General features: G+C 34.0%; 26 protein-coding genes and 2 pseudogenes. 23 read left to right on the forward strand and 5 right to left on the reverse strand.

Annotated elements, in window-relative coordinates; all coding sequences use genetic code 11:
• The first annotated feature begins 1 nt into the window (after position 1).
• From ACU8YW_RS09730 to bcbE, 11 genes are all read left to right on the forward strand, one after another.
• The gene (locus ACU8YW_RS09730; RefSeq protein WP_087982867.1) at positions 2 to 658 is read left to right on the forward strand and encodes a YkyA family protein; all 657 of its coding nucleotides are present in this window, start codon (positions 2 to 4) and stop codon (positions 656 to 658) included.
• 159 nt (positions 659 to 817) lie between these two features.
• The gene (locus tag ACU8YW_RS09735; RefSeq protein ID WP_000119502.1) at positions 818 to 1498 is read left to right on the forward strand and encodes an MgtC/SapB family protein; all 681 of its coding nucleotides are present in this window, start codon (positions 818 to 820) and stop codon (positions 1496 to 1498) included.
• 97 nt (positions 1499 to 1595) lie between these two features.
• Entirely contained in the window at positions 1596 to 2117 is a 522-nt protein-coding gene (locus tag ACU8YW_RS09740; RefSeq protein ID WP_097906846.1) for a GNAT family N-acetyltransferase, read from the forward strand.
• Between the two features lie 297 nt (positions 2118 to 2414).
• Entirely contained in the window at positions 2415 to 4223 is a 1809-nt protein-coding gene (locus ACU8YW_RS09745; protein WP_426933744.1) for an IucA/IucC family protein, read from the forward strand.
• A 58-nt stretch (positions 4224 to 4281) separates the two neighbouring features.
• Positions 4282 to 6120 carry an IucA/IucC family protein gene (locus ACU8YW_RS09750; RefSeq protein ID WP_426933743.1) on the forward strand — a complete coding sequence of 613 codons (1839 nt, stop codon included), beginning with the start codon at positions 4282 to 4284 and terminating at the stop codon, positions 6118 to 6120.
• On the forward strand, positions 6107 to 7345 hold the full coding sequence (gene asbC / locus ACU8YW_RS09755) for a 3,4-dihydroxybenzoic acid-AMP ligase AsbC (protein ID WP_426933742.1): 1239 nt from the start codon (positions 6107 to 6109) through the stop codon (positions 7343 to 7345). The genes ACU8YW_RS09750 and asbC overlap by 14 nt, the downstream gene beginning before the upstream one ends.
• Positions 7342 to 7596: a petrobactin biosynthesis protein AsbD gene (gene asbD, locus ACU8YW_RS09760; protein ID WP_001250756.1), complete on the forward strand. Its 255-nt coding sequence runs from the start codon at positions 7342 to 7344 to the stop codon at positions 7594 to 7596. Before asbC ends, asbD begins: the two co-directional genes overlap by 4 nt.
• Positions 7597 to 7640: 44 nt before the next feature.
• Positions 7641 to 8624, forward strand: a complete 984-nt coding sequence (gene asbE, locus ACU8YW_RS09765; protein WP_142293485.1) for a petrobactin biosynthesis protein AsbE — start codon at positions 7641 to 7643, stop codon at positions 8622 to 8624.
• A 37-nt stretch (positions 8625 to 8661) separates the two neighbouring features.
• Positions 8662 to 9504: a petrobactin biosynthesis 3-dehydroshikimate dehydratase AsbF gene (gene asbF / locus ACU8YW_RS09770; protein WP_088063085.1), complete on the forward strand. Its 843-nt coding sequence runs from the start codon at positions 8662 to 8664 to the stop codon at positions 9502 to 9504.
• A gap of 126 nt (positions 9505 to 9630) precedes the next feature.
• Positions 9631 to 9837 carry an alpha/beta-type small acid-soluble spore protein gene (locus ACU8YW_RS09775; protein ID WP_000113545.1) on the forward strand — a complete coding sequence of 69 codons (207 nt, stop codon included), beginning with the start codon at positions 9631 to 9633 and terminating at the stop codon, positions 9835 to 9837.
• A 237-nt stretch (positions 9838 to 10074) separates the two neighbouring features.
• Positions 10075 to 11304 (forward strand): bacillibactin exporter BcbE, encoded by a 1230-nt coding sequence (gene bcbE / locus ACU8YW_RS09780; RefSeq protein WP_088063087.1) that lies wholly within the window; start codon positions 10075 to 10077, stop codon positions 11302 to 11304.
• A gap of 53 nt (positions 11305 to 11357) precedes the next feature.
• On the opposite strand, the gene ACU8YW_RS09785 is transcribed toward bcbE, so the two are convergent.
• Positions 11358 to 11972 (reverse strand): LysE/ArgO family amino acid transporter, encoded by a 615-nt coding sequence (locus ACU8YW_RS09785; RefSeq protein ID WP_426933741.1) that lies wholly within the window; start codon positions 11970 to 11972, stop codon positions 11358 to 11360.
• Positions 11973 to 12090: 118 nt separating this feature from the next.
• Between ACU8YW_RS09785 and ACU8YW_RS09790 the strand changes: the two genes are divergently transcribed.
• Together ACU8YW_RS09790 and ACU8YW_RS09795 are read left to right on the forward strand one after the other, a co-directional pair.
• Positions 12091 to 13533 carry an aminotransferase-like domain-containing protein gene (locus ACU8YW_RS09790; RefSeq protein WP_426933740.1) on the forward strand — a complete coding sequence of 481 codons (1443 nt, stop codon included), beginning with the start codon at positions 12091 to 12093 and terminating at the stop codon, positions 13531 to 13533.
• A gap of 12 nt (positions 13534 to 13545) precedes the next feature.
• On the forward strand, positions 13546 to 13713 hold the full coding sequence (locus ACU8YW_RS09795) for a DUF3933 family protein (protein ID WP_087982849.1): 168 nt from the start codon (positions 13546 to 13548) through the stop codon (positions 13711 to 13713).
• Positions 13714 to 13822: 109 nt separating this feature from the next.
• Here the strand turns inward: ACU8YW_RS09795 and ACU8YW_RS09800 are convergent, their stop codons facing one another.
• Both ACU8YW_RS09800 and ACU8YW_RS09805 read right to left on the reverse strand, forming a co-directional pair.
• Positions 13823 to 14788: a patatin-like phospholipase family protein gene (locus ACU8YW_RS09800; protein ID WP_446894059.1), complete on the reverse strand. Its 966-nt coding sequence runs from the start codon at positions 14786 to 14788 to the stop codon at positions 13823 to 13825.
• An 87-nt stretch (positions 14789 to 14875) separates the two neighbouring features.
• Positions 14876 to 15037, reverse strand: a complete 162-nt coding sequence (locus ACU8YW_RS09805; protein WP_330938499.1) for a YjcZ family sporulation protein — start codon at positions 15035 to 15037, stop codon at positions 14876 to 14878.
• A gap of 224 nt (positions 15038 to 15261) precedes the next feature.
• Between ACU8YW_RS09805 and ACU8YW_RS09810 the strand changes: the two genes are divergently transcribed.
• From ACU8YW_RS09810 to ACU8YW_RS09825, 4 genes and pseudogenes are all read left to right on the forward strand, one after another.
• A complete protein-coding gene (locus ACU8YW_RS09810; protein ID WP_088063091.1) occupies positions 15262 to 16014 on the forward strand; it encodes a YwqG family protein in 753 nt (250 codons plus the stop codon).
• A gap of 145 nt (positions 16015 to 16159) precedes the next feature.
• Positions 16160 to 17320 (forward strand): transglutaminase domain-containing protein, encoded by a 1161-nt coding sequence (locus ACU8YW_RS09815; protein WP_088063092.1) that lies wholly within the window; start codon positions 16160 to 16162, stop codon positions 17318 to 17320.
• A gap of 99 nt (positions 17321 to 17419) precedes the next feature.
• A pseudogene (locus ACU8YW_RS09820) lies at positions 17420 to 17618 on the forward strand (DUF4083 domain-containing protein).
• Between the two features lie 30 nt (positions 17619 to 17648).
• The gene (locus ACU8YW_RS09825; protein WP_046954986.1) at positions 17649 to 18110 is read left to right on the forward strand and encodes an NUDIX hydrolase; all 462 of its coding nucleotides are present in this window, start codon (positions 17649 to 17651) and stop codon (positions 18108 to 18110) included.
• 45 nt (positions 18111 to 18155) lie between these two features.
• Here the strand turns inward: ACU8YW_RS09825 and nadE are convergent, their stop codons facing one another.
• The gene (nadE, locus tag ACU8YW_RS09830) at positions 18156 to 18974 is read right to left on the reverse strand and encodes an NAD(+) synthase (RefSeq protein WP_087982839.1); all 819 of its coding nucleotides are present in this window, start codon (positions 18972 to 18974) and stop codon (positions 18156 to 18158) included.
• A 270-nt stretch (positions 18975 to 19244) separates the two neighbouring features.
• Between nadE and ACU8YW_RS09835 the strand changes: the two genes are divergently transcribed.
• The 4 genes from ACU8YW_RS09835 to galT all read left to right on the forward strand — a co-directional run bounded on the left by ACU8YW_RS09835 (position 19245) and on the right by galT (position 24461).
• Positions 19245 to 21125, forward strand: coding sequence for an ABC transporter permease (locus ACU8YW_RS09835; RefSeq protein ID WP_088063093.1), 1881 nt, complete (start codon positions 19245 to 19247; stop codon positions 21123 to 21125).
• Positions 21126 to 21240: 115 nt separating this feature from the next.
• Entirely contained in the window at positions 21241 to 21528 is a 288-nt protein-coding gene (locus ACU8YW_RS09840) for an AbrB/MazE/SpoVT family DNA-binding domain-containing protein (RefSeq protein ID WP_048543174.1), read from the forward strand.
• A gap of 275 nt (positions 21529 to 21803) precedes the next feature.
• Positions 21804 to 22754 carry a serine protease gene (locus ACU8YW_RS09845; RefSeq protein WP_088063095.1) on the forward strand — a complete coding sequence of 317 codons (951 nt, stop codon included), beginning with the start codon at positions 21804 to 21806 and terminating at the stop codon, positions 22752 to 22754.
• Between the two features lie 210 nt (positions 22755 to 22964).
• Complete coding sequence (gene galT, locus ACU8YW_RS09850) at positions 22965 to 24461, forward strand: UDP-glucose--hexose-1-phosphate uridylyltransferase (protein ID WP_446894060.1); 1497 nt, start codon at positions 22965 to 22967, stop codon at positions 24459 to 24461.
• Between the two features lie 305 nt (positions 24462 to 24766).
• Here galT and ACU8YW_RS09855 read toward each other — a convergent pair whose 3' ends face one another.
• On the reverse strand, positions 24767 to 25075 hold the full coding sequence (locus tag ACU8YW_RS09855) for an ArsR/SmtB family transcription factor (protein WP_064474209.1): 309 nt from the start codon (positions 25073 to 25075) through the stop codon (positions 24767 to 24769).
• A gap of 109 nt (positions 25076 to 25184) precedes the next feature.
• On the opposite strand from ACU8YW_RS09855, the gene ACU8YW_RS09860 reads away from it, so the two are divergent.
• Positions 25185 to 26120: an aldo/keto reductase gene (locus tag ACU8YW_RS09860; protein ID WP_088609004.1), complete on the forward strand. Its 936-nt coding sequence runs from the start codon at positions 25185 to 25187 to the stop codon at positions 26118 to 26120.
• A gap of 60 nt (positions 26121 to 26180) precedes the next feature.
• Positions 26181 to 26367: pseudogene (locus ACU8YW_RS09865) on the forward strand (hypothetical protein).
• Positions 26368 to 26378 lie beyond the last annotated feature (11 nt).

The following is a 26378-nucleotide window of genomic DNA, read 5'->3' on the forward strand; positions in this document are numbered from 1 at the left end:
GTTGAAGTATGGAAAAGTAGCAGTAGTTGGAGCACTATCAGTAGGACTATTAACAGGTTGTTTCGGTGAAAAACCAGAAGAAAATCTATATACAGCTTTTGAAACAGCAGCGACACAAGAAAAATTATTAGTTGATGAAGCGAAGAAGTTAGAGAAATTAGAGAATGAAGGTCAAGAACTATATTCTCAAATTTTACAAGAAGGTAAAGATCATAATGACGCTGTTATGAAGAAGATAGAGCAAGCTACTGCAAATGTAGATGACCGTGAAAAAGTATTAAAAACTGAGAAAGAAATGCTAGAAAAAGCTCAGAAAGAAACAAAATCTGTTCAAGGAAATATAGAGAAGCTTGAAGATAAGAAGTTACAAAAACAAGCGAAAGCAGTAGAAGAGTCGTATAAAAACCGTTATGATGCATTCCAAAAGATGAATGAAAATTATACGAAGGCGTTAGCGACTGAAAAAGAACTGTATGAAAAATTAAAAGTAAAAGAAACGAAATTAAAGGAGATTGGTGAAAAAGTTAAGGCTGTTAATGAATTAACTGTGGAAGCACAAAAATCAAAAGAGCAATTTAACAATTTTACAAAAGAGTATAATGACAGTAAATTAGCATTCTACAAAGATGCAGAGATTAAGATTAAAGATCAGAAATAAAGAAGAATCTTAAGCATAATAAAAAGCCGGAGAAACATCGTTACAAATGTTTTTTCGGCTTTTTATGTTAAATGAATAGAAAAGACTGGAATTGATATCATAAAAGAGTTATAGTGAATTATTCCAAGGGAAACATTGTAAAGTAAGGAGAATGGAAATATGTCATATGAATTTTTACTCAAATTAGGTTTAGCACTCTTTTTAGGATTATTCATCGGGATAGATAGGCAGCTAAAGAATAAACCGCTTGGTGTGAAAACAAGTATGGTTATTTCTGTAGCAAGTTGTTTAATTACGATGGTTTCAATTGAAGCCGTACATGTATATTCTGTTCCAGGGCATACAAATATGGATCCAATGCGTCTAGCTGCTCAAATTGTGAGTGGGATTGGTTTTCTTGGGGCAGGTGTTATTTTACGAAGAAGTAATGATGTTATTTCTGGATTAACGACAGCTTCTATGGTGTGGGCTGCTTCAGCTTTAGGTATAGCAATTGGGGCGGGCTTTTATTTACAAGCGACGGTTGCTATGATTTTAATTATTTTAGCAATTAACGTACTTCCACAACTTGTGAAAATTGCAGGTCCGTATTCATTAAGACAAAAGGATTTATCTATAAAAATTACTGTAAAAGAGCATCATGAGTTAGATGGTATATTTAAGCAAATTAAAAATTTAGGTATGCATGTGAAACGAGTGAAAATTAAAGATATAGATAATGGAGCATTTCAGCAACTGGAAATGGTTATTTTAGCTCCAGAAGATTTATATACAACAGAGTTATATAGTTCCCTGAAAGAGATTGATCGTGTTGTTTCAGTTGAAGTGGAAAGTAGATAATTGTGATAAAAAAGAGTGAAGTGCATTCGCTCTTTTTTTTATTTGGATTTTTAAGGAAATAAATTGATATAATGATGAATAACAAGGGGGAGAAATGATGGAAATACATATTAGAAGAGCGATAAAAGATGATATACGAGGTATAGCAAAGGTGCATGTTGATAGCTGGAAAACAACGTATAAAGGGATATTTGCTGACGAATTTTTAGAAAATATAACATATGAGCAACGAGAAAAACAATGGGAAAACATTTTTCAACAAGAAGATAAATACCAATATAGATTTGTAGCAGAGACGTCAGATGAAACAATAATCGGATTCATTGACGGGGGAGTGGAAAGAAGTGGTACATATAATTGTGATGGGGAATTATATGCAATCTACCTTTTACAAGAGTATCAAGGAATGAAAATAGGACAAAAGTTATTTCAAGCTTTATTATCGGAATGTATAAACAATGATATGCAATCACTTTTAGTATGGGTTGTTACGAATAACCCTTCTAAAAATTTTTATGAAAAATTTAATCCAGAAAAAATTGATACGAAATTTTTAGAGAGAGTACAGGTAGAAGAGACAGCCTATTGTTGGAGGGATATAAATAATATTATTATGTAAACTTTATGTTTGAAAGAGGTATACGAATTAATGTATACCTCTTTTGTTTAACTATTTTGAAGGGGATTACTAATGAAATAAATAAGTATGTAGTTTGAAAGTGAGAATTTTTCTTGTGTATTTTTAATTAGATTAAAGAAAGGCTGAAAAAAAGAAATATTTATTCGGATTTAAAAATTCTGAAATAAACTATTGAATTGATAATGATAATCAATTAAAATTTTAATTGATAACGATATTCAATTATCGATTGTAATATGAAATTACGATAGTGTTCATATAAAGAGGAGGACAAGTATGCAGCGTGCGAAACAAATCGCGGAACATGCAACAATACAAAGTTTTTTAAATTGTTATTTAAGAGAAACAGGAAGTGGAGAATGGATTACAGCGGATAAAAGGATAGAGGATATTTTCTACAATTCATTTCAAAGAGATACTGGCTCTACTTATTTATGTTGTCGGTTATCGGCACAAAACATTACTTTGTATGGAGAAGTTATATATAAATCAGCAACAGATCGCCATTTGTTTGGAGAACAATTTTATTATCAAATGGGAGAAAATAAGAATGTTATAAAAGCAGATTACGTTACTGTTATTACATTCTTAATAAAAGAGATGTCTATCAACTACGGAGAAGGGACGAATCCTGCTGAACTTATGCTTCGAGTTATTTGTAGTTGTCAAAATATTGAAGAATTTACAAAGGAGAGAATAGAAGATACATCTGCATTATACGGTTTCCATACATCCTTTATAGAAGCGGAGCAATCTTTATTATTTGGACATTTAACGCATCCAACCCCAAAGAGTAGACAAGGTATTTTGGAATGGAAAAGCGCAATGTATTCTCCAGAATTAAAAGGAGAATGTCAGCTTCATTATTTTAGGGCACATAAAAATATAGTAAATGAAAAATCATTATTGTTAGATTCTACAACAGTAATTCTAAAAGAAGAGTTACGTAATGATGAGATGGTTTGTAAAGAATTTATATCGAAGTATTGTAATGAAGATGAATATTCATTACTTCCAATTCATCCGCTTCAGGCAGAATGGCTATTGCACCAATCATACGTACAGGAGTGGATAGATCAAGGAGTACTTGAATATATCGGTCCTGTCGGTAAGTATTATATGGCAACATCATCACTTAGGACGTTATATCATCCCCAATCAAAATATATGCTTAAGTTTTCATTCCCAGTAAAAGTAACAAATTCAATGCGTATTAATAAATTGAAGGAACTAGAGAGTGGTCTTGAAGGAAAGGAAATGCTAAATACAGCAATTGGTGAAGTGTTAGATAAGTTTCCAGGTTTTGATTTTATTTGTGATCCAGCATTTATTACATTAAAGTACGGGGCAAAAGAATCTGGATTTGAAGTAATTATACGAGAGAACCCTTTTTATGGTGAACATGCAAATGACGCTACTTTAATTGCTGGACTAGTTCAAGATGCAATACCTGGAGAACGTACTCGTTTATCGAATATTATTCATCGACTAGCAGATGTAGAAAGTAGAAGCTGTGAAGAAGTAAGTTTAGATTGGTTTAGACGATATATGAATATTTCTTTAAAGCCGATGGTATGGATGTACTTACGTTATGGTGTTGCAGTAGAAGCGCATCAGCAAAATAGTGTTGTTCAGCTAAAGGATGGTTATCCGGTCAAATATTATTTCCGTGATAATCAAGGGTTTTATTTCTGTAATTCAATGAAAGAGACGCTTAATAATGAGTTGGCTGGCATTGGAGAACGTACTGGAAATCTATATGACGATTATATTGTAGATGAGAGATTTCGTTACTACTTAATTTTCAATCATATGTTTGGTCTCATTAACGGTTTTGGCACAGCAGGATTAATTAAGGAGGAAATTCTTCTCTCTGAATTAAGATCTGTACTTGAAGCGTTCCTTTCGTATAACCGTGAACCTTCTACCTTTTTAAGAGAATTGTTAGAAGAGGATAAGTTGGCATGTAAAGCAAATTTATTAACGAGATTTTTCGATGTCGATGAGTTAAGTAATCCTTTAGAACAAGCAATTTACGTACAGGTACAGAATCCGCTCGTTAGAGAAGTGGCTGTCCGTTCATAAATAACGTTAAAATTTCACGTAATACAAATAATGGTATTTTTCATAAGGTGGAGGAGTTATGAGAGTGGACATGTATCATACGAGAATATTGAAAGCGCTTGAATCAAAAGATTACATTTCAGTACGAAGAAGAGTGTTACGTCAATTAGTAGAGTCGTTAATTTATGAGGGGATTATTACGCCAATTCGCATAGAAAACGAAGAACAAATTCTTTTTCTTATTCAAGGACTTGATGAGGACAACAAAAGTGTCACGTATGAATGTTACGGAAGAGAACGAATGACATTTGGACGTATCTCTATAGATTCATTAGTAATAAGAGTTCAAGAGGAAAAACAAGAAATACAATCAGTTTCGCAATTTTTGGAAGAAGTTTTTCGAATTGTTAACGTAGAACAAACGAAATTAGATTCTTTTATTCATGAATTAGAACAAACGATATTTAAAGACACGATTGTACAATATGAAAGACATAATAAGATGAAATATACCCAAAAATCGTACGATGAATTTGAAAGCCATTTAATAGACGGTCATCCATATCATCCTAGCTATAAAGCACGCATTGGGTTTCAATATCGTGACAATTTTCAATATGGATATGAATTTATGAGACCAATAAAAATTATATGGATTGCAGCTCATAAGAAGTATGCGACTGTAGGTTATGAAAATGAAATGATCTATGACAATATTTTAAAAGGTGAGATAGGCGAGCATACATTAGAAACGTATATGGAACGAATTCACAGTGCGGGATGTAATCCAAAACAGTACGTGTTTATACCTGTTCATCCTTGGCAGTGGGAGAATTTCATCATTCCAAATTACGCTGACCATATACAGGATAAAAATATAATTTATTTAGGACAATCGGCGGATGATTATTGCGCGCAACAATCGATGAGGACGTTAAGAAATGCTACGAATCCAAAGAGACCATATGTAAAGTTATCGCTGAACATACTTAACACTTCAACACTCCGTACGCTGAAACCATATTCAGTTGTGAGTGCACCAGCTATATCGAATTGGTTAAGTGATGTCGTAAGTCAGGATTCTTATTTAAGGGATGAATCGCGCATTATTTTGTTAAAGGAATTTTCGAGTGTAACGTATGATACGAATAAGAAAGCCACATATGGTTCATTAGGGTGCATTTGGCGTGAAAGCGTTCATAAATATTTAGATGAGCAAGAGGATGCGGTTCCCTTTAACGGCTTATATGCAAAGGAGAAAGACGGGACACCAGTTATTGATGCATGGTTAAACAAATACGGGATAGAAAATTGGCTACGATTACTGATTCAAAAAGCGATCATACCAGTTATACATCTTGTTGTAGAGTATGGAATCGCATTAGAATCACACGGACAAAATATGATTTTAGTTCATAAAGAAGGGCTACCTGTCCGTATTGCATTAAAGGATTTCCATGAAGGACTTGAGTTTTATCGTCCATTCTTAAAAGAAATGAATAAATGTCCAGACTTTACTAAAATGCACAAAACGTATGCGAATGGAAAAATGAATGATTTCTTTGAAATGGATCGTATTGAATGTTTACAAGAGATGGTATTAGATGCACTGTTCTTATTTAATGTAGGAGAATTAGCTTTCGTACTTGCAGACGAATATGATTGGAAAGAAGAAATTTTTTGGATGATAGTTGTCGAAGAAATTGAAAATCATTTTAGAAAATATCCACACTTGAAAGATAGATTTGAAAGTATTCAGCTATACACTCCTACATTCTATGCTGAGCAATTAACGAAGCGACGATTATATATGGATGTGGACTCGCTTGTTCATGAAGTTCCAAATCCATTGTATAGAGCAAGACAACTTATCAAACAAAAATCAGTTGTTACAGGGGGAAATTATGCTAATCGTTAATAAACAAGAGTATAGCAAAAGTGATTTTGATTTGAGATTACAAGTTTATGAGGAAATGGAACAATTTCAAAAAGCAGCAGGAAATAGATTCGCGCTTTGTCTGAAAGATCCATTCGATATTATTACGCTTGTGTTTTTCTTAAAAGAAAAGAAATCATCAGTATTGCTTATACATGAAGATACGCCAAAAGAAACGGCTATTGAAATGGCAAAGCGTGCAAATTGTATCGGGATATTATATGGAGAATATCCCGATTTTACGAAATTAGAAGTAGTGAACGCTTTACTAGAAGAGCCTTCTTTATTGCAATATAGTTCTGGAACAACAGGAGAACCAAAACTGATTCGTAGAGCATGGGCGGAAGTGGATACAGAAATTACTGCTTATAATGAAGCTTTAAACTGTGAAGTAGATGAAGTGCCGATCGTTATGGCTCCTGTTTCACATTCATACGGACTAATATGTGGTACGTTATCTGCAATTACGCGAGGAAGCAAACCTATCATCATTACGAATAAAAACCCTAAATTCGCATTAAATATAGTTCGCAATACAGAAAAACATATCATTTATGCAGTACCGCTTATGTTACATATTATGGGGAGTTTCCCGCAAGGAACGTTTCAGTTTCATAAAATTATGACATCCGGAGCACCTTTATCAGAAGCATTATTTTATAAACTAAAAGAAATGACAACATATATGATGCAGCAATACGGTTGTTCTGAAGCAGGTTGTATTAGTATATGTCATGATATGAAAAGCCATTTAGATTTAGGTAATCCACTACCTCATGCGAGTATAAGTATAGGTTCAGATGAAAATATGCCCGAAGAAATCGTAGTGAAAATGAAAGATAAGGAAATTTTCACGAAAGATTTGGGGTATAAATCTGAGCATGGTCTTCATTTTATGGGGCGCATGGATGATGTGATTAACGTTTCAGGATTAAAAGTCTTTCCGATAGAGGTAGAAGAAACAATGCTTCGACTAGAAGGCGTTCAAGAGGCAATTGTATATCGGGGAAAACATCCTGTGATGGGCGAAGTTGTTAAAGCGAAAGTAATCTCTCATGTTGATCCAGTGCGAATAAGAGAATGGTGTATGCAGCATTTACCATCTTATAAAGTTCCGCATGAGATTGAAAGTGTAACTGAAATTCCGAAAAATAAAACTGGAAAAGTAAGTAGAAAATTACTAGAGATGGGAGAGGTTACAACATGAGACGTGAAACATTAAAAAATGAAGTGTTGAAAATTATGACAGAAAAAATGGAGCTAAAAAATGTAACGCATTTAGAAGAAACGATGCGTTTAAACCAAGATTTATATATAGATTCGGTAATGATGTTACAACTCATAGTCTACATAGAAATGGATGTAAAGCTATGCGTTCCAGAGGATGAGGTAGACCCAAAAGCATTTCTTACTGTAGGATCTTTGCTTGATTTTATGGAGGAGTTACAGCCTGTATAAGTAGTAAATGTGAATAATTAACCTTTAGGAAAGTGGATGAGAATATGACTTCAATTAAAGTTCACTGTTTAGTGAGTTGTTTTTGTGAAATTATAAAAAGGCGTAGCGAAATAGATTTCCGTCCATTTTATTTTGGATTATGGGACGGAGATTTTGATATAACAGAAGGCGGCATTATCTCGTATCACTCCGAAAATATTAACCATGATAATTATTTATTATGGTATGAAAAATTGTACGGTATGAAAGTGAACGAATGGTATGATCATGCAAAAGGTAAAGATAGCAATGTAGAAACGTTTTTACAATTAGTAGAAAACAAGCCAGAAAATCGCTATGTCATTGTAATGGTTGATATGTCTCTATTGCCAGAGAGGGAAAATAAATTTCATCAAAAACCGTTTCCGCATTATTTAATGATATCGAAGACAGAGAAAGATGAAGAATGGTTCATGCTAGATCCTGATTTTCGCTGGGAAGGGAATATGGAAAGAGAAAAAGTGCTTCACTCTGTTCAAGATAACCCATTTGGTGGAGGGTATTTCATTGATGTAGAAGAAATTCAGGAGCCAACAGAAGAAATGGTAGCGAGTTATTTCATAGAAACTTTCAAAAGAAATGACAATGAACTGACTATGGAATTGAAAAATTTAATTATAAAAATGGCAAATGAAGAAGAAGGTTATTCGCTTTCTGGTCTTGTAGCGGCAGTGAAGCAAATACCAGTACTTGCAATTCGTAAATATAGTTATGAACATGCCTTTGCATACTTCCGTGAAACGTTGCAATATTCGGAGCAAGAGTTTGATTATTGGTGTGATCGGGTAGAGGATATTGTACAAGGATTTACAAATGTACAGTATCGAGCAATTAAAATGGCGATGACGAATAATAAAGGCATGTTATTATCAATTGTTGAAAAGTTGGATGAAATGAATGCAATTGAACTGCAAATTAAGGCTGAATTAGAGAGACAGTTTTTATCATGGAAAGAAATGAAAACAAACGAGTCTGTCTTAGCATTTTAAAAACCTAACTGAATTTAAGATAAGGGAGTTCAAACCTATGAAATATTCATTATGTACTATTTCCTTTCGTCATCAATTAATTTCATTTACTGATATTGTTCAATTTGCATATGAAAACGGTTTTAAAGGAATTGAATTGTGGGGGACTCATGCACGAAATTTGTATATGCAAGAGTATGAAACGACAGAACGAGAATTGAATTGTTTAAAGGATAAAAACTTGGAAATTACGATGATAAGTGATTACTTAGACATATCATTATCGGCAGATTTTGAAAAAACGATAGAGAAATGTGAACAACTTGCAATATTAGCTAATTGGTTTAAAACAAACAAAATTCGTACGTTTGCTGGACAAAAAGGTAGCGAAGGTTTCTCGGAACAGGAGAGAAAAGAGTATGTGAATCGTATTCGCATGATTTGTGAAGTATTTGCTCAGCATAATATGTATGTACTTTTAGAAACACATCCAAATACGTTAACGGATACGCTGCCTTCTACTTTGGAATTATTAGGAGAAGTAGATCATCCGAATTTGAAAATAAACCTTGATTTTCTTCATATATGGGAGTCTGGTGCAGATCCAATAGACAGCTTCCATCGACTAAAGCCGTGGATACAACATTACCATTTTAAGAATATATCGTCAGCAGATTATTTGCATGTGTTTGAACCAAATAATGTATATGCAGCAGCGGGAAGTCGAATTGGTATGGTTCCATTATTTGAAGGTGTGGTAAATTATGATGAGATTATTCAGGAAGTGAGAGATACTGACCATTTTGCTTCACTCGAATGGTTTGGACATAATGCGAAAGATATATTAAAAGAAGAAATGAAAGTATTAACAAATAGAAATTTAGAAGTAGTAACTTCTTAATATAAAATGATGTAAGAGTCTCTCATTGTAGAGACTCTTTTTTAAAAAATATAAATAACCAAAAATTACCATGTATTTAAATTGAAATTTAACACAATTTATATATAAATAAGGAGGTGATTGGTAATGGCTAGAAATCGTAACTCTAATCAATTAGCATCACATGGAGCACAAGCAGCTTTAGATCAAATGAAATATGAAATTGCACAAGAATTTGGTGTACAACTTGGCGCTGATACTTCTTCACGTGCAAACGGTTCTGTAGGCGGTGAAATTACAAAACGTCTAGTAGCGATGGCAGAACAACAACTTGGTGGCGGATATACTCGCTAATTGTAGAAGGTTATAGGAGAAAGGAAGGATTCTTCCTTTCTTTTTTTTTCAATTAATTGGTATGAATATATTGCGAACTGGATTCAAAGAATAGGAATAATACTATATTTTCCCCAATTTCTTTTGTTGTAAATGGGAAGTAGTAAAGATGTAATAGCCCTGGTGGAATGAAAAATTACGTTCCAGCAGGGCTATTATATGGTCAGAAATATACGATGAAAGGGTTCCGAAGCCAACATGTTAAAAAAAGAAAACTGTTGTTTAATTGCGCTTGCATCAGTTCCACTTGTTATGACATTAGGGAATTCAATGCTCATTCCAATTCTACCGACAATCGAAAAGAAATTACATATTTCATCGTTTCAAGTATCCATGATTATTACAATATACTCTATCGTAGCCATTCTTCTTATACCGATTGCTGGTTATTTATCAGATAGATGGGGACGAAAGATGATAATGGTTCCGAGTTTGCTGATTGCGGCTATAGGAGGAGCGATAACTGGTTGGGTATCATGGAAAGTTGATAATCCCTACACTTGGATATTGGTCGGTAGAGCGATTCAAGGTATTGGTGCTGCTGGTGCAATGCCAGTTGTTATACCATGTGTTGGTGATTTATACAAGGATGAAAAACAAGTTAGTACAGGTTTAGGAATCATTGAAACATCCAATACATTTGGAAAAGTGCTGAGCCCTATTTTAGGATCTGCTCTTGCTGCCATTGTATGGTTCTTACCATTTTGGGCAATTCCAGTTTTATGCATAGTATCAATTGTTTTATTACTTATTCTAGTAAAGGCAAAGAAACAAGAAGGAGAAGTGCCACCACTTAAAGAGTTTATAAAATCGATTATCTCTACATTTCGAGAAAAGGGAAGATGGTTAATTGCCATTTTTGTATTAGGTGCAATTATTATGCTTATTTTATTCGGAATTCTCTTTTATTTGTCGACGATACTGGAATCAAAGTATGACATACATGGTATATGGAAAGGTTGTGTACTTGCTATCCCGTTACTTGTACTGTCACTTAGTTCATATATGGCGGGTAAAAAAATTGGAGATAATCAAAATGTAATGAAGAAGTGTATTTATATTGGTTTTTTAATGGCAGCTGCATCAGTCATCATTCCTTTATTTATAAAAGGGATTTATTTACTACTTCTTTGTCTCGTTATCATGGGGATAGGAATTGGTATGGCACTCCCATGTTTAGACTCCCTAATTACACAAGGAATTGAAAAGGAGCAAAGGGGAACGGTTACATCTTTTTATAGTTCCATGCGATTTATCGGTGTAGCAGCCGGCCCACCTCTATACTCTTTTTTCATGAAAGGTGCTGACCATGAAGTGTTTTATGTAACAAGTATTTTCGCTGGTATCGGTGCTGTTATAGCAATGATTTGGATTAAACCAGCAAAAGATGCAAAGAACGTAAAACAGAAACCGGAACCTACTTCATAATTTGAAAGAGAATTGCATGATGTTTTCAGTAACATGCAATTCTCTTTCATTCATTAAGAATACATAACTTGTTTTAACATATAAAGCGCGACGCCCCATATGATGAGGCCAGAAAATTTATTTAATAATACGATTGTCTTTCCGGTTGAGTCTATTCTTTTTAGAAATTTCCCCGCTAAAGCTAAGCTTATAAACCAAATCCACGAAACGATAATAGTTGCAAGTGTGAAAGCCCATTTTTCACTTCCTATGTATTCAATAGAATTTGTTCCGATTACACCGATTGTATCTAAAATTGCATGTGGATTTAATAACGAAACCGATGCAGCGAAAAGGATTTGCTTTTTTAATGGCATACTGTTTTCTTTTTTTATATCGTTGGAAGGGTTACTTCTCCAAATAACAAAGCCCATATATAGGAGAAAGAAAAATCCAATTATATATAACGTGTTAGTTAGCCAAGAAAAAGTAAGGAGTACAAGGGAGACACCCTGCACTGCAATCAATATGAGTAACGTATCACATATAGAGGCAGTTAATACTACAGGGGCTGCCCTCCAAATGTTTGGTTGGCTCGCACCTTGGTTAAAGACGAAAACATTTTGGACACCTAATGGAATGATAAGACCAAATGCAAGAATGATACCATGAATAATTGCTTCACTCATCATATTACCTCCTATTTTAATTCAGTATGATAGTGTATATTGTATAGAAGAAATGAAAATTTGTATCCATCCATATGGTTGGAGAGGTTACCAACCAAAAAGAATATAAGGTGATATGATGGAAAGATTTGTTTGGAAACCGAATATGTCTCTAGCGACTCCTCTGTATAAACAAATAGAAACGTATATAAAAGAAAGAATCGTTAATGGAGAATGGACTGTTGGAACGAAATTACCTTCACAAAGAGATTTGGCACATACATTCGGTGTGAACCGGAGTACAATTGTAATGGCTTTCGATGAACTAGTGGCAAAGGGATACATTGAAGGGAATGGCAGGAAAGGAACAATTGTTGTAAATAATAATGAGAATGCTTCAACGTACGCGCCCCCGCCTAATTGGCAGTCTTATGTAGAAACAGGACTTCATTATCCGAATCTGCCTGCTATTCAAGAGATTAATCAAGCTGAATTTTATCCGCATGTAATTCGTTTAGGAACAGGTGAGCTCGCGCCGAGTCTTTTACCTGAAAAAAAGATGAAAGGTATTATGAATAAGCTTTTAAAGTCGAGCATGATACTTGGGTATGAAGAACCAAAAGGGAATTTCTATTTAAGGAAGAAAATTGCGGACTATTTAAAAGGACATGGTATAGATGTAACTCCTGATTCTATATTAATTGTTTCAGGAGCAATTCAAGCGTTGCAACTTATTTCTATGGGACTTCTTCCAAAAGGGGCATCCATCTTATTAGAAAAACCATCTTATTTATATTCTCTTAATGTTTTTCAATCAGCAGGAATGCGTTTAATTGGTATACCAATGGATGAGAACGGTTTACATGCATCATATATTACGAAATATAAGAAGCAATTTAATGCATCTATTTTATATACAATTCCGTCTTTTCATAATCCGACGAACTTTAGTATGAATGCGAAGAAACGAATAGAAGTGATGGAAATATGTAACGAAATTGGTTTGCCTATTATAGAAGACGCGGTGTACCAAGACTTATGGTTTGATGAGCCTGTTTCAAAGCCTTTAAAAGCATATGATAAAAACGGAATTGTACTACATATTGGGAGTATGTCTAAAGTCATTAGTCCAGGATTAAGAATTGGATGGATTGTTGGATCTGAGCCAGTCATTCAAAGATTGGCAGACATAAAAATGCAAACAGATTATGGTTCAAGTTCTATATCCCAGCAAATTGCAGCGGAATGGTTTGCAGATGGATTGTATGATGAACATTTACAGTTTGTAAGAACTAAGTTGAAAAAACGTAGAGATTTTATGTTGCAAATGTTAGAGAAATATTGTCGTGATATAGCAACATGGTATGAACCGACAGGTGGTTTTTATATTTGGTTACATATGAATGTACCCGTTTCGAACCGTAGCTTATTTGACAAAGCTTTGAAAGAAAAGATTTTATTAAATCCAGGTACTTTGTATGATAGAAGTGCAAACCAATTTTTGCGTCTATCCTATTCATACGCAACGTTAGAAGAAATTGAAATAGGTATAAAAAAGCTTGCACAACTAATGAAAAAGTAAGAGGAGAAAGTAATGAAACAATACGTAATTTGCCAAATTATTAATGGAGAAAAATATTTAGCTGCTTATGCGGAGACGAAGCAGGATGCAATTGAAAAAGCAGAATTGTTAGGGTTACGAACGGGAAATCGATATACCGTTATTACTGCGGAAGAAGCTAAAGGGTTAACGTATCCTTAAGAGACGTATAATAATTTATGCAGGAAGTAAATAAGCCTCGTAATCTATGATATTACTAGGCTTATTTTTTTTGAAAGCGTTACGTGTTCTCGTATGAAAAATAATAGTATTATGAGTCAAGTTGACGGAAATACCGATTTGTTTTTCGGTCCTGATTTCCGTTTCTATAGTCATCAATATATTGTCTGAAGTTCCAAGATTGTAAAAACTTATTTGCGGCGTTATAACCAGAATTGTAAAGCCACTCTTTTTCTTCCTTTGTTAACTCAAAGTTGGCACTTGTAATGGATCCTGTTGGAATTGTAATCGTTCTTGCTTTTGATTCCTTATCTAAATGACGTAAATCATGGGCTTGCATCATTGTTTTAAAAAGTCCTTTGAACATGGAGATAGGCTCGTTATAATGGGCAGGATCAGCTTGAATCTCATCTTTTACGAAATGAAATCCAAATGTTGGCCAGCGAGGAGAGGAAGGTGAGTCGAAAATCCAAATTGGGTAATTGCTTAAAATCCCTCCATCAACCATATAACAAGGTTGCTTCCATTTAGGGGTTCTCCATTTTACCGGTTCAAAGAAGAAGGGGATTGTACTACTCATTCTTACAGCTTTAGAAATAGAGAAGCGATAATTTAAAAATCCGTAATTTGGTAAGTCATCAGGAAAGATAACCATTTTACCATTACTTATATCAGAAGCAATAATTTTAAGCTTATTTAAATCAGGTAAATCTGTGAATAAGTGAACTCCTTTTTTGCGAAGTAATTCTTCAATCCATTCTTCTATAAATATATTAGAGTAAATACCAAGAGTAGTCCATGCGCTTAATCCTTTTCCGATAAAGGGGATTCTGTCAATAAAGGTTCTCTTCGTAAATTTATTATAATCGATATCAGTTATAATCGTTTTTAACTCTGAACAAGAATATCCTGCTGCTAGGAGCGCAGCGATAATGGAACCAGCTGATGTTCCAGCTACACGTTCCCATTCATAGCCTTTTTCAGCTAACGCGCAAATTGCCCCTACATGCGCAATTCCGCGTACACCGCCCCCCTCAAAAACACCATCAATCTTCATTAATCATACTTCCTTTCGAATAAAAGATTTGAAAATGACAAAAAAGCACGTATTGTACGTGCTTTTTTACAATAGTTTTTAAATTTACTAGCAGCCTACAAAGCCGCCCCAACAGCTAGCTCCGATGATGATTAGAAGGATAAATAAAACGATTAATAAAGCGAAACCTCCATAACCACATCCACCACCGTAACCGCCGCAACTACCACCGTAACCACCGTAACCGCCGCAACTATATCCGTAACCCATGTGGAATTCCTCCTTAAATTAAAAATAAAAATGAACGAGGGGAAAATGTACTGGAAGAAATAATGAACTATCGTGTTTGTAGGAACAATGTATACTATGCTTTTTTAAACTTGTTCGCGTATGGAGGAAGAGCCCGTTTTTTTGGAGGCTTGTTGTTTTTACAAAGAATGGAGTATAATTTTTGTGCGATGATACAAATAAGTATGTAAATATAAGGAGAATTTATGAATAAACAAATTGAAGTATTAATTGATAAATATGGGCTGACACATTTAAAAGAGGAACTTATTCACACTGTATTTCCTTGTGTAAAAGTTGTGCCAAAGCAGGAGGAAACAGTTGCGGTAGGTAGTTCGAAAATGGGAGGAGTTCCTGACTTGCCAGCTACATTGGAATACCCAATGCACAAAGGAAATCCATTACAATTTATCGCTCAATTTAATTTAAATGATTTACAAAATGTTGGTATGGGTCACAATCTTCCTAAGACAGGGATGTTATATTTCTTTAGCATTGAAAATTACTTTGAAGAAGATGTGAATCCAACTGAAGCGGGGCGTGTACTTTATTATGATGTTCCTGTAGAGCAATTACGAAGAGCAGATGAATTGCAAACAAATTATAACCAGTGTGCAACTACTTTTGAACTGACATATAAATTGCCAGAGCTTTTCATTGAAGATGAGGCTGATTCAGATCGTTTCTTACAATTGCTTGAAGAACTAATCCCAGACAACTATGATAACCATCAAATGTTTGGTGAACCATTCTCTGTACAAGAGGAAGTATTATATGAGACAGGAGAATATATGGGGATAGACCCGCAGCAAATGACGCTTTTATTCCAAATCGATTCAGATACTAAAAATTGTAATATGATGTGGGGAGATTTAGGAATGCTTTATTTCTGTATTGGAAATGAAGACTTAAAAAATCGACGTTTTGAAAATGCGTGTTGTGTATTACAAACTTGTTAATGAAAAAGGTTGTTCTTGTAAAAAGAACAACCTTTTTACAATGTTAAATATGCATAATCTCATATGACCTATACGGAAAAGTATTGTATACTCTGAAACTATACGATACTTTTTCGTATAGTTATAGAATGTAAGGAGTGACGAGATGAGAAAGACAAGTAAGTATGTGACAGCTACCCTGCTTTGTTCAACTATAGTAATGGGAGGCTTACACGCGTCAACGGTATCTTATGCAGCTACGAATCCGTCTGTAGCGACAACACAATCAGATGCAAAGCTATTAGATGATTTCCGAAAAGAATTAAAAAAACAGGTTGATAATCGAGAAGAAAATATTACAATCACATATAAAAAGAAAGATAGAAATGCTAGAAATGTTATGGACCAATTGTATGGCGAGTTTAATAAAATTGTAGATGCAGATGAGTATGTAAAATATAATGTAGCGTCTACTAAATATTCTATTAAAGGGTTACCAGGAAACTATACGTTTACATTGCAAGTGAAATACCGTGAATCAAAAGAGCAAACACAATATGTAAAATCTCAGGCAAAAGCAATTATCGGTTCAATTGTAAAAACAGGGATGGATGAGCATGAGAAAGTAAAAGTTATTCACGATTATGTTGTAAAACATGTATCTTATGATACGTCTTATAAAGCGTATACAGCATATGAAGCATTAGCGAATCGTTCTGCCGTTTGTCAAGGCTATACGTTATTAACGTATGAGTTGTTAAAAGAAGCAGGTATTCAAAATCATATTGTAACAGGCACAGGGAATGGACAAGCTCATGCATGGAATTTAGTAAACATTGAAAACAAATGGTACCACATTGATACGACATTCGATGATCCAGTACCAGATAAAGCTGGGCGTGTAACATATTCATATTTTAATATGTCTGATGAGCAATTAAGTAAAGATCATGAATGGGATCGTAGTAAATATCCGGCGGCAACTGCAAGTTACTTTAATGAATTAACAAACAAAATAAAAACGGGTAGTTCAAAGACTGCTGCGTATGAACAAATGTTAAAAGAAACAAATTTAAAATATTTGTCTGCACAATACGGGGCAGATAATTATAGTGAATTTAAGAAAAAATTACAGCAACAATTCGCTTCTAAGCCAGAAAAGGTAGAAGTACGATATAAGCAATCGATGGATGGAACAATGCAAGATATAAAGAAAGTGTTAAATGAAATAAATTGGCCAAAAGGTGCAAAACGTGTATCTTATGAAGTAGCACCATATAGTGCGATGGCAGATTATTCATTAGCGACAATTACATTTACTTATTAATTAAAAAGAGCATCTGTAAAAGGTGCTCTTTTTATTATGTATCACTTCAAAAAACAGAATTGTGTGATAAAATATAAAAAGGAAGGATGTGGGATTTGAATGAATTTGTTCGAAAGTAATATTTTTACATTGATATATACTTGTTTAGTAATCGGACTTATCGTTTTGTTTTTCCTATCATTTACTTTGTTCCTTAGAAAATTATTGCAAAAACAGCGCTGCAAAAAAACAACATGTAATTAATATGAATAATAAGCTAGATCGAATGATTGAATTGCTTGAAAAAGATAAGAAATAATGATAGAAGATGTATGAAAAGGGGAAGAGGATGGCTAATTATATAAAAGAATTACGTGAAAAAGTAGGTCACGACTGTGTTCTCATAAACTTTGCGGGTGGTTGTGTGTTGAATGAACATGGAGAAGTATTACTGCAAAAAAGAGGTGATTTTAACGCTTGGGGATTTCCTGGCGGTGCAATGGAAATTGGAGAATCTGCCGCAGAAACCGCGATTCGAGAAATAAAAGAAGAAACAGGTTATGACGTGGAAATAAATGAGCTTATCGGGGTGTATACAAAATATTTTCAAGCATATCCAAATGGAGATAATGCCCAGTCAATTTTAATATTCTTTTCATGCTCAATTGCCGGTGGAGAGCAAAAAGTAGACGGTGATGAAACGTTGGAATTGAAGTTTTTCCCGCTAAACAAAATGCCACCATTGTTTAATCAACAACATGAGGATTGTTTACAGGACTTACTAGAGAAAAGAGTAGGGGTGTATCGTTAACATAAAAAAGAAGCTAATGAGATTAGCTTCTTTTTTATGTTTTATTTATTTCCACCAATCATCAAACATTGATGCTGGAACTTGTCTTTTATGTTCGCTCACTGTGTAACGTTTTTCAATTTTTTCTGCAACGTCAGTTGGAACTGCTTTACCTTCTAAATAATCATCTAGTTGATCATACGAAATACCTAACTCCGTTTCATCAGCTTGACCTGGTTTTTCATCCAATAAATCAGCAGTTGGCATTTTTAAGTAAAGTCGCTCATCCGCACCTAATTCTTGTAAAAGAGCACGTCCTTGACGTTTCGTTAAACCCGTTAATGGTAATAGGTCTGCACCACCATCTCCGAATTTTGTAAAGAATCCTGTAACAGCTTCTGCCGCGTGATCAGTTCCGATAACAAGTAGACCTTTTTGTCCTCCAATTGCATATTGTGTAACCATACGGATACGTGCTTTCACGTTACCTTTATTGAAATCTGTTAATGATTCACCTAATAAGTTTTCGTATTGGTTTGAGAAAGAGTCAACTGTTGAAGCGATATCAAATGCAACAGATTGATCAGCTTGAATAAATTGTAATGCTAATTGTGCATCATCTTCGTCTTTTTGCACTTTATAAGGAAGACGCACGGCGATAAACGTTGCGTTACCACCTTCATTACGAATTTCCTCCACTGCAAGCTGAGCTAAACGTCCAGCTAATGTAGAGTCTTGTCCGCCACTAATGCCAAGTACAAATCCTTTTGCACCTGTTTTTTTCACATAATCTTTTAAGAAATCAACACGTTTACGGATTTCTGCTTTCGGATCAATTACAGGCTGAACATGTAATGCTTTCATAATCTGTTCTTGTAATGTCATTATGTTTCCTCCTATTCATATTAAAGCGGTAAATAAGTTTATATGTATATTGGTACATACTTCTATCCTTTATTATTTCGCAAAACTAACGAATATACAATAGGATGCGTGTATGAATATGAATGTAGTCATTATAATGAAACTCTTTCGTTTAAGCAATTTTTTTTAAACCTTTCAATAATGTAAGGTTTTTGTCATTTGAATCGATGGAAGGTATTTCCGGACTTTACTAATATAAGAACATAGTTAGTAGAAGGGTGGAGAAGGAATATGAACATTAGAGAACTCGCATATCGAAATGTAACACGAAATAGACGAACATACTCAGCATATTTTTTAAGTAGTGCATTTGCCATTATGGCCTTTTTTGTTTATTCATTTTTTGCGTTTCATCCCGCATTAAGTGCTGGAGAATTGGGACGATACGTATTCGTAAGTATGTCTTTTGCACAGTCCATTATTTACTTATTTACGTTTTTCTTTATTTTATATTCGATGGGAATGTTTTTAAAAACGAGAAAGCGTGAATTAGGAATTTTAATGATGTTAGGTATGACGAAATATCAATTAAAGCGTCTTATCTTCTTTGAAAATATTATGATTGGGATAGGGGCTATTATTTTTGGAATACTTGCAGGAATGCTATTTTCCGGAATGTTAATATTTGTAGCTCCGATGATATTAAAATTAGATATTTCCTTAGCTTATTACATACCAATGAAAGCCATTGTTGTAACGAGCATTATGTTTTTCGTATTATTTATGATCATTTCATTGTTTAGTGCAGGAATGATTCGGAAAAATAAAATTATGAAATTGTTTAGAGGATCAGCAGAAGCGAAGCCGGAACCGAAAGCTTCCATTATTTCTTCTATATTAGCGGTCATATTGCTTAGTGCGGGATATGCGGGAGCGCTTATGTCACACGGTGCAATGGTATTTGTCATGATGATTCCTGTTACAACGGTAGTCATTATTGGTACATATTTGCTGTACAAGCAGTTGAGTGTCTTTATTATTAGACTATGTAAAAAAAGTAAACGTTTCTATTGGACACAGACAAATATTGTTACGTTATCAGATTTAGCTTACCGTATGAGAGACAACGCCAGAATGTTCTTTATTGTAACTATTATTTCAACTGTAGCATTTTCAGCAATAGGTACATTAGTAGGTTTCACGTCCATGACGAAAGGGATTATGGAGAGACCAATTGCGTTTCAGTATCATTCTAAGCAAGGAAATAGTAATGAATCACAGCATTTGAAGATGATTGATGAAGGATTAAAGAAACATAGTATAACAGCTTCTAAAGCTACTATTTCAACGAAAAGGGCGGAGGAGCAGTCGTTAAGAAGTGCTATTTTCATAAAAGAATCAGATTATAAGGAATATGCGAAGTTAACAGGAGAACCATTTCAAACTGTAGCAAATAAAGAAGCTTTATTTTTATCAGTCGATATACCAGGCCCACCGATGAAAGAAAGAAAAGAAATTACTTTACCACATTTGAATGAATCTTTAAAAGTGAAAAAAGTTAATACTTCTTCATTAAGTAAAATACTAAGAGGTAACGTTTATGTAATCTCTAAAAATCAATATGATGCATTACAAGATGGATTTAAAGAGGAAAAAGATTATGTGTACAAAACAGAAGGAACGAAAGATGAAATAGAGGTTGGTAAAGAGCTTACTCATCAAATGAAGACTTATGAAGAACATGCAACGTTTAGTGCAGAAGAGTACGAACAAAACCAAAGTTTACAAATAGCAGGACCAATTTTATTTGTAGGTTTCTTTATTGGTATAGTATTTTTCGTATGTGCAGGAAGCTTCCTTTACTTCCGTTTGTTTTCTGATTTAGAGGATGATACTCGTTTGTTTGAAATGATTAGAAAAGTAGGTTTAACGAGCGGAGAATTATCGAAAGTAGTTACAATTCGATTAGCACTATTATTCTTCGTTCCAATAGGTGTTGCAACATTACACGGGGCAGTAGCGTTAACTGCACTGGGACAGATGTTTGAGTACTCATTATTTAAAGAAAATGCGATTGTATTAAGTGTTTTCGTAGGAATTCAAGTTGTATATTTCTTATTCATACGATCTCGTTATTTAAAACAATTGAAAGAGAGATTACGTATTAGTTAAATGTGTATTTTTAACTTGAGTACAAAATTTTCTAAAAAGATACAAGTATTACCAAAAAGTGATAAAATGGAAAGAGCGAGGTGGAAAAATTAATAGAAAGTAAGGGGGGAGTAATATGAAAGCAACAGGAATTATTCGAAAAGTAGACGAATTAGGACGAATTGTTATTCCTAAAGAGTTACGAGAAGTATTAGGAATACAAATCAAATCACCACTTGAAATTTTCGTAGAAGAAGATAAAGTCATTTTACAAAAATATCAACCTTACAATGCTTGTCAAATAACAGGTGATGTTTCAAATCAAAACATATCATTAGCAAATGGAAACATTACTGTTAGTATAGATGGAGCGAAACATTTAATAAAAGAAATAGAGAAGTTTTTAAATAAGAGTGAGGCTTAGTCTTAATTTATTTTATTTTTAAAATTTCATATCATTCTTTAAAAACTATGAAAGGACCATTAAATTGGTCCTTTTATTTTGGTTATTGGTTGTACCAATCGAATTTTTGGTGAATAAAAATTACGAGATAAATAAAAAGAGTAGTATAGAATTAGTAAGCTATATTGAGAAATATTTTTAAGGAAGGAAAACGAAACGAATAAAACGAATGTTACATTTAAACCTTTTCAAAAGTGGTCTGAAATGAAAATAATATATTTTCAGGAGGGATTACGATGAATAGTAGTACAGCGAATAAACAAAAAGGTATACAATTGATTCCTTTTACAGTAGATAAGGTGGTTGAACAAGTAAATGAAATTCCACCAGGTGTACAACTCATTCATGCTCCACAAGTATGGGAGAAGAGTGCGAAAGGAAATGATATTGTTGTTGCCGTATTAGATACAGGTTGTGATGTGAATCATATAGATTTAAAGGATCGCATTATCGGTGGAAGAAATTTCACGAAAGATTACGAAGGGGATCCAAATATTTATCTTGATAATAACGGACACGGTACTCATGTAGCGGGGACAATTGCAGCGACTGAAAATGGTGTCGGTGTTTTAGGAGTTGCACCACTTGCTAAAATGTTAGTGTTAAAGGTTTTAGCGGGAGATGGTTCTGGAAGTTATGAGCAAATTATTGAGGCGATTCATTATGCTGTAAATTGGAGAGGGCCTAATAAAGAAAGAGTTAGAGTTATTTCAATGTCACTTGGTGGCCCGCAGGACGTTCCAGAATTACATGAAGCGATTCAAAATGCAGTAAAGCAAGATGTTCTCGTCGTATGTGCTGCTGGGAATAATGGAGATTGTAATGATAATACAGAGGAACTAGATTTCCCAGGTGCTTATTCCGAAGTAATTGAAGTCGGCGCTGTCAATTTAGAACGGAAAATCGCATGTTTTAGTAATTCGAATCAAGAAATTGATTTAGTGGCGCCAGGTGATGAAATATTATCTACGTATCCTGAAGGGAAATATGCGGTATTAAGTGGAACTTCTATGGCGACACCGCATGTCGCTGGAGCGCTGGCATTGCTCATTAAGCAGTGTGAGAGAGAATATGGTAGAAAGTTATCAGAGCCAGAAATATATGCACAACTTATTAAAAGAACTGTACCTTTAGGGTATGAACGTACATCTGAAGGGAATGGATTAATAGATTTATTAAAAGAATAGCAAATACTAAAAACATCTCATAATTTTATGAGATGTTTTTTTGTATGGCTTTGTCGAATATATCGTGGAATCTAGTATTTATTTCTTTTTCATGAAATGTTTATTAGGGTGGTGGTTATCCCATAGATCTGTTCATAAAATGATAAAAGGTACATAGAACTGGCATCGTAACAACGAAAACCGCTATAAGGTTAGAGGAGGTATATACTGATGATATATCAAGCTATCCAGCAGTTAATTGATCGTGCTATTGAAGTTCAACTGATTGAAAAAGAAGATGAAATATATACAAGGAATCAAATCCTTTCCTTACTTCGTTTAGATGACTTTGTAGTGGAAGCGTCAGCGCCCGCGCCCGCAAAGAAAGCAATTTCGGAGTTATTGGAAGAGTTAATTGAATATGCTTGTATGCATAAAGTCATTGAGACAGTAATGGACGAGAAGGAGGTTTTAGCAAGTGCAATTATGGATGTTTTTATGTCCAAACCGTCCGTTATCAATTCTCTATTTTATGAAAAATACGAACAAAATCCGAAGGCTGCGACAAATTACTTCTATGAGTTAAGTAAAAACAGCAACTATATCCAAATGAAGCAAATTGCCAAAAATATAAATTATAAAGTAAATACGGAATATGGACCCATTGATATAACGATTAACTTATCAAAACCGGAAAAAGACCCGAAACAAATTGCTAGAGAGAGAGTATTGGAAAGTACAAATTATCCAAAATGTTTACTCTGTATTGAGAATGAAGGATATAGAGGCAGAATTGGACATCCAGCACGCACGAATCATCGTATGATTCGTATGAATCTTACAGATGAAAGCTGGTTTCTACAGTATTCTCCGTATATATATTTCAATGAACACTGTATTGTATTGTCTTCAGAACACCGTGATATGAAAATTGACCGTCAAACATTTTTACGTTTGTTAAAATTTGTAGAAAAATTCCCGCATTATTTTCTTGGTTCTAATGCTGATTTGCCTATTGTAGGAGGATCTATTCTAACACATGACCATTATCAAGGTGGAAACTATGAATTTGCTATGGCAAATGCATCAAACGACCTAATTTTTGAACTAACTAACTTTCCAGAAATGCAATGTTCTATTATTAAATGGCCTATGTCAGTTATTCGCTTAAGAAGTAAAGACATAGAACAAATAGTAAATGCAGGGGAGTACATATTAGAGAGGTGGAAGGGATATAGTGATCCATCTGTTAATATATTTGCATTTACGAATGATATTCCACATAATACGATAACTCCGATTGCTCGTTACCGGAATAGTATGTACGAATTGGATCTTGTTTTGCGGAACAATCGTACAAGTGAAGAACATTTGTTAGGTATTTTCCACCCTCATGCGGAAATACAGCATATTAAAAAGGAAAATATCGGTCTAATTGAAGTAATGGGGTTAGCAGTACTTCCGGCGCGTTTAAAAACAGAACTTCAGGAAGTGGAAAAATTCTTACTTAACATTCCAAGTGATATTCCAACGCTTCATATACGATGGGCTGAACAATTAAAAATCAAATATTACCATCGGATACATGAACAAAATGTAGAGGAGATAGTAAGAGCAGAATTAGGACAGAAATTTATACAGGCGCTTGAAGATGCTGGCGTTTTTAAACGAGATGACGAAGGGATATCGGCATTTAAACGTTTTATTCAGAGGTTAAATAAGGAATGAACTTAGTAGTGATGGTGATTACAAAATGACCTAATTATATGATAAGGGAGGTAATAATATGGAGGAGTGTGAGCATAAGCAACTACAGGAATTGAAACAGATAGGCGGCCCTATATTAATGATGTGTATAAAATGTAATCAAATAATTAAAGTGTCCAAAGGATCCAGTACAAAAATAAAGTGAAAAAGAATGAAGCGTATATATTTCTAGTGTGTGATGAACAAAGTTCCTTCTGATTAAAGTTGCATTTTATTAAAAGAATAGAACCATACTAAAAAACATCTCATATGAATATGAGATGTTTTTAGTATGGTTCTGTCGCATGTAATACGACGTCTAATAAACCAGGGAATCTAGCATGTAAGTCATCTTCACGAATTGAAATGAAACGTTGTGTTCCTTCAATGCGTGTATACATAACACCGGATTCACGTAAAACCTTGAAATGGTGAGATAAAGTTGATTTCGCAATTGGAATGTTTAACGCACCACAAGATTGTTCATTTTTCTCTAATAGCATTGTTACAATTTGTAAACGAATTTGATCGCTAAGTGCGTATAAGACTGAAGAGAATTGAATTTCTTCTCGGTTTGGATGATAAAGAGTACGCATTTTTTTCACCTACTTGTATCAGTTAATATAGTTTGCACTATAACATATAAAGTGGTATATTTCTATTGTTCGAATATGTTCGAACAATAGAAATATAGGGGGAGAAAAAATGAAATATACAAAATTACAAAAGGCAGGGTTACATATTTCGAAGTTGGGGTTAGGAACAAACGCTGTAGGGGGGCATAATTTATATGCTAATGTGAACGAAGAAGAAGGAAAACGATTAATAGAAGAAGCTATCCAGCGAGGGGTTACATTTTTTGATACAGCGGATTCATACGGTCTCGGTAGATCAGAGGAATTGGTAGGAGAAGTATTGAAAGGAAAACGTCAAGAAGTTGTACTTGCTACAAAAGGTGGAATACAGCCGTTATTAAATGGAGAAGTTTATATTAATAATGAACGAAGCTATTTAAGAAATGCTGTGGAAAATAGCTTAAGAAGATTACAAACTGATTATATTGATTTATATTATTTACATTTTACAAATCCAGAAACAAGTTACATAGATTCAATTGGAGAGCTTGCTCGTCTAAAAGAAGAAGGTAAAATTCGTGCAATTGGAATATCTAACGTAAACGTAGAGCAATTAAAAGCAGCGAATCAGCACGAACAAATAGATGTTGTACAATCACCGTATAATATGTTGGATCGTACTGCTGGAGAAGAACTTTTGCCGTATTGTATAGAATCAGGTATTTCATTTATACCATACGGGCCTCTTGCTTTTGGGATACTAGGTGGAAAATATACAGAAGATTTTAAATTAAACGAAGGCGATTGGCGTCAAAGTGTAAATCTATTTGAAGAAAATACATATAAGAGTAACTTTAAAAAAGTTGAGAAGTTAAAAGGTTTAGCTAAAGAAATGAATCTTGAAGTATCACATTTAGCTTTAGCATGGCTATTAAATAAAAAAGGCATTGATACTGTTATTCCTGGTGGGAAACGAGCGGAGCAAATAAGAGAAAGTGTAAGAGCGGTGGAAGTTTCATTGAATGAAAAGGTTATGGAAGAAATTAAATCTATTTTAGAAGATTAGTTGAGAAGAGGGGGACTTCCCTCTTTTATATAAAAGGAGAAGAAATACATAAAGGAGTTTTTGAGTGCAGAGATTAAAGAAAATAGACAAATAGTATAAAGGTATCGTAATAAAGTTATGAGGAATCCAAAAATAAAAAATCCCTACAGAGATAGGGATTCATATATCGGCATATAGTTCCTTGGAAAAGGATATACTTAGTTTAGCATATAGGACTACTTATATTTGTGAAATAGATGTGAAATAGCTGTGAAAAAA

Source organism: Bacillus pretiosus, assembly GCF_052947655.1.